Origin of the sequence: Thermus igniterrae ATCC 700962 (assembly GCF_000376265.1) — a bacterium.
In the GTDB taxonomy this organism is placed as follows: Bacteria; Deinococcota; Deinococci; order Deinococcales; family Thermaceae; genus Thermus; species Thermus igniterrae.
Genome location: NZ_AQWU01000012.1, coordinates 1 through 4,166 on the forward strand (window position 1 = coordinate 1; position 4,166 = coordinate 4,166).

Annotated in this window: 3 protein-coding genes and 1 pseudogene; 1 reads left to right on the forward strand and 3 read right to left on the reverse strand. The window is 62.3% G+C overall.

Going from position 1 to position 4,166, the window contains the following annotated elements; all coding sequences use genetic code 11:
• The 3 genes from B128_RS0100140 to B128_RS0100145 form a co-directional block, all read right to left on the reverse strand.
• On the reverse strand, nt 1–250 hold a 250-nt coding region (locus B128_RS0100140; RefSeq protein ID WP_018110287.1), incomplete at its 3' end, for a transposase.
• A gap of 84 nt (nt 251–334) precedes the next feature.
• Nucleotides 335–1,603, reverse strand: coding sequence for an oligosaccharide flippase family protein (locus B128_RS12480; RefSeq protein ID WP_169333331.1), 1,269 nt, complete (start codon nt 1,601–1,603; stop codon nt 335–337).
• Entirely contained in the window at nt 1,600–2,925 is a 1,326-nt protein-coding gene (locus B128_RS0100145; protein ID WP_018110288.1) for a sugar transferase, read from the reverse strand. Before B128_RS0100145 ends, B128_RS12480 begins: the two co-directional genes overlap by 4 nt.
• 818 nt (nt 2,926–3,743) lie before the next feature.
• Here B128_RS0100145 and B128_RS12005 point away from each other — a divergent pair.
• Nucleotides 3,744–4,166, forward strand: a pseudogene (locus B128_RS12005) (tryptophan--tRNA ligase); the annotation flags it as partial.

Sequence of the window (4,166 nt, forward strand, 5' to 3'; positions counted from 1 at the left end):
CGGCCTTCTCCCAAATGCCTTCCTTCTGCCACTTGCGGAAGTAGTGGTAGACGGTGGACCAGTGGGGCAAGTCATGGGGCATAGCCCGCCACTTGATGCCGTTTTCCAGGACGTAAAGGATGGCGTTAACGATTTCTCTCCTCGGCACCTTGGCGGGGCGGCCGCCGGGCTTGGGGGCTGGGATGAGGGGCTCCAGGAGGGCCCACTCCGCATCGCTGAGGTCGCTGGGGTAAGATCGTCTAGAGCTCATCCCTCAAGGATACCACCCTTTTACGACAGCCTCTCACTTTGATTTGCTTAGAAGGCACCATCCTCCGTACCTCACTTGCACGCATCAAGAGTCCAGATCTCCATGCCGGTTGGGATGTGCAAACGGTGAAAAACCCTCCCTCAGGTAAAGGAAGAGGGCTTGAACAAGGACTAGGAAGAGCCCGGCTCCTCCTAGCGCTCCTGCCACGCCCATCCCTGCACACTTGGGCGCCAGTAGAAATACCAATCCCCAATGAAGGGCTCCCGCTCCTAGAAGGGCTAGGGTGAAAGGACGATCATGGCCAAGAGGGACCAGGAGCAACATACCCAAAGCCGTGTTGAGTGCGCTGGCTAAAATCCATGGGGTTAACCCCTTTACCAAAAGCGCCGCCTCTGCAAAGCCAGGTCCGAAGACTATTTCTACAGCCCATGTGGCAGAAAAAAACAGGCCGAGGGCAAGCCCGAGTCCCAAGCCTCCGAAGAGGAAAAAAGCTTTGCGTCCTAAGGCCAACAAAGAGGGTCGTTCTTCTTGGGCGCGGACGGCGAATCTTGGATAGAGTGAGCGGAAGAGGGGTTGGAATAGAGCCGAGATGGTCAGGACTAGTTTTTCCGCTACCGCATACTGCGCCACGGCCTCAGATGGAGCGAAAAGGCCCAGCAAGAAGGGGTTTCCTCCCACCAAAAGGGTGCCTCCTCCTTGGGAGAGAAAAAGCCACCAGCCTTCCCGTAGAGCGGTAAACGTTCCTCGGGTTCGTGGGTAGACAGGAACCAGACCAAGAAAGCGAGTGGCCAAAAAAAAGCTGACACCCGAGGACAAAAGGGCACTGCTCCCCATCAAAAGAGCATAGACCTTTCCATTTTCGCCTTCCCGTGTGAAAAGGAGAAGGCCCAGGATCACAACCACCCGCTGAAGGAACTCCAAAACCTGAGGCAAAACCACCCAGCCCTTAGCAGCGAGGAGCCAGCCGGAGTGGAAGATTTGAGCCAGGACTATCCCAAAGAAGGGAAGAACAAGGTCCCATGTTTTTTGTACCGAAGACAAGGGAGAAAGAAGACCAAGGATAAGGATGCTCACCCCTACCAGGAAAAGCCTTCCCCCTAAGATTTCTGCCATTAGTTGGGCAAGCTCCTGGGGAGAGTTTAGGTTTGCTGCCCGCCGCTGGGCGGAGAAATCAAAACTGTAGCCGACTAAGAGAAGAAAGTAGGCGGTAAGGCCCTGGGCAAAGGCTACACGGCCGTACTCCTCCGGTCCCAAAATCCTAGCTAGATAGGCTAGGGTGAAAAACCCCAAGAGGTTGCCTCCAAGGTGGAGGGCGTAGAGAAGCCCAACCTCTTTCAGAAAGCCCCGCCTCACCACGCTCCTTTGCCGCTCATCGCCGCCCACACTGTCCTGGCCAGCAGGTAGAGGTCCAGCCAAACCGACCAGTTCTGGATATAGTACCGGTCCAGGGCAACGCGTCTTTCGTAGGGTAGGTGGTTTCTTCCGGAAACCTGCCACAGGCCCGTGATCCCGGGTTTTACCCGCAGGTAAAGCTCACGGGTGTCCCCGTACTTGGCCAACTCCGCCTCCGTCACCGGCCTTGGCCCCACCAGGCTCATCTCCCCCCTGAGGACGTTTATGGCCTGGGGGAGCTCGTCCAGGGAAAGCCGTCTTAAGAGCTTGCCCACCCGGGTAATCCGGGGGTCGTCCTTCAGCTTGTGTTCTTGCTCCCAGGCTTCCCTGGCCTCGGGGTGGGCTTCCAGGTAGCGGGCCAAAAAGGCTTCCGCGTCCTTGCGCATGGTGCGAAGCTTTAGCAGGTAAAACCTCCTTCCTCCCTGTCCCACCCGCAGGTGCCGGTAAAAGAGGGGCCCTCCGTCTTCCAGGTAGATGGCCAGGGCCAAAAAGGGGAGGAAAAGAAGGAAAAGGAGCAGGAGAAGGCTACCCCCCATCAGGTCCAGGAGGCGCTTCGTAAGGAGGTTGGCGGGAATGAGCAGGTTCTGCCGCACCTCCAGGGCTCCCACCCCTCCCAGGTCCCGCACCTCCGCCCAAAGCAGGCCCTCTTCCCCAGGGGGTAGGAGGAGGATTCTGGGGAAGCGAGTGGCCAGGGGAAGGACCTCCTCGGCGGCCAGGCTTCCCGCCACCACCAGGGCATAGGCCCCCTCGGGCTTCTCCACGGGTTTGAGGCCCAGGATGGGCGCCTCCTTGAGGAGCTTGGCCACGGCCTCTTTCCGCTCCCCCCGCACCACCACCCCACCCCCCCACCACGGCCTGCGGGCGAAGAGGTGCCTCAGGAGGGCCCGGCCCAGGGGAACCAGGAGGAGGGCCAGGGCCAAGGCCAGGAGGAAGGAGAGCCGGGAGTAGAGGGGGCCGCTTTTGGAAAGAAAGGCTCCGGCGGCCAGCAGGAGAAAGCCCAGGGTGGTCCCGGTACTCAGGCGCTTGAGTTCCAAGGCAGGGTGGAGGCCCAGGGCGGGATAGAGGCCCAGGGCCCCGTAGAGCCCGGGAAAGACCAGGAGGATGGGCAGGAGGCGCAAGTAAAGGGAAGGGTCTATGGTCCCCCCGGTGAGGGCCCGGAAGCTCAGGGCCAGGGCCCAGGCCAGGAGAAGGGCGGCAAGGTCTGCCAGCAAAAGAGCCAAGGCGGTGATGCCGGGTAGGGGGCGGCTTAGAGGGGCAAGGCGGCGCTCCTGCAGGATGCCCATATTATGGGTCCATGATACTCCGCTACTTTTGGCCCGTTTTCGCCTTCCTCTACCCCTTTGCCGTCTGGCCTGCCATGCCCAGCCATGCGGGGGTGGTGCTGGCCAAGCAGGCCTTTGTTCTCTTCTTTTTCGCCGTGGGGGCTTTTTTGGAGATGTGGGCCCATCCCCAGGTGCGGCTGGGGGACCTGCGCCGTCTTCCCCAGGCCCTGAGGAACCCCCCCCTTGCCCTCCTCCTGGGGTTGGGCCTGGTCATGGTCCTGGCCGCCCTTTTCTCCCCCGAGCGGGCGGTGGCCCTCACAGGTTCTGTCTCCGACAATTCGGACGGGCTTTTCTTTGGCCTTGCCATGCTGGGGGTGGCCCTCCTGGTTTACCTTCGGGCCCGGGAAGACCCCAAAACCCTGGAAAGGGTGGCCTGGGGGCTGGTCCTGGGGGGTGGGCTTCTCGCCCTTTTGGCCTTGGGGGAGGTGCTCCTGGGCCGGGGGGTTTTCTATGCCACGGCGGCTCCTGCAGACCTGCCCACGGTTACCTTCCCCCAGAAGGGGCACCTGGCGGGGTATTTCGTCCTCGTGGCCGGGGCGGCCCTGGGGCTGAGGAGCCCCTGGGCCCTTTTCCTGGCCGCTTTGGGGGTGGGGCTTGCCTTCAACCGGGCCGGTCTTCTGGCCCTTGGGGTTTTGGCGCTCCTCGCCCTTTGGCGTGCCCCTCGCCATGGCCTTGTGGCCCTCTTGGCCCTGGCGTTGGGGGTGGGGACAGGGATGGGTACCGTGCGCCTTACGGCCCAGGGCCCCCTTCCCGGGGGTGGGGCGGTGCGGGAGGTGGCCAACCCCGGTACCCTCTTTTCCCGCCTCTACTACTGGAAGGCGGCCCTGGTGAACATCGCCGCTGGGCTGGACCCCGAGCGGGTCACCCTCTTCGTCCAGTCCCACGTGCCCGAGCACACGGAGCTGGCCTGGGTCTTCACCACCATCACCCCCCTGGGGGACCTCACCCGCATGACCCAGTTCAAGGACAAGGCCGCCAAGCAGGAGGCCATCTGGTCCGGCCTCCTCATGTACCCCGTGCTCCAGGCGGCGGACATCCTCATCTACAAGGCGGACACCGTGCCGGTGGGGGAGGACCAGGTGCAGCACATTGAGCTCACCCGGGAGATTGCCCGCCGCTTCAACGCCCTCTTTGGCGAGACCTTTCCCGAACCAGAGGCCCTCCTCAACCCCGAGGCCCCCCGGGTGCCGGGGATTGACGGC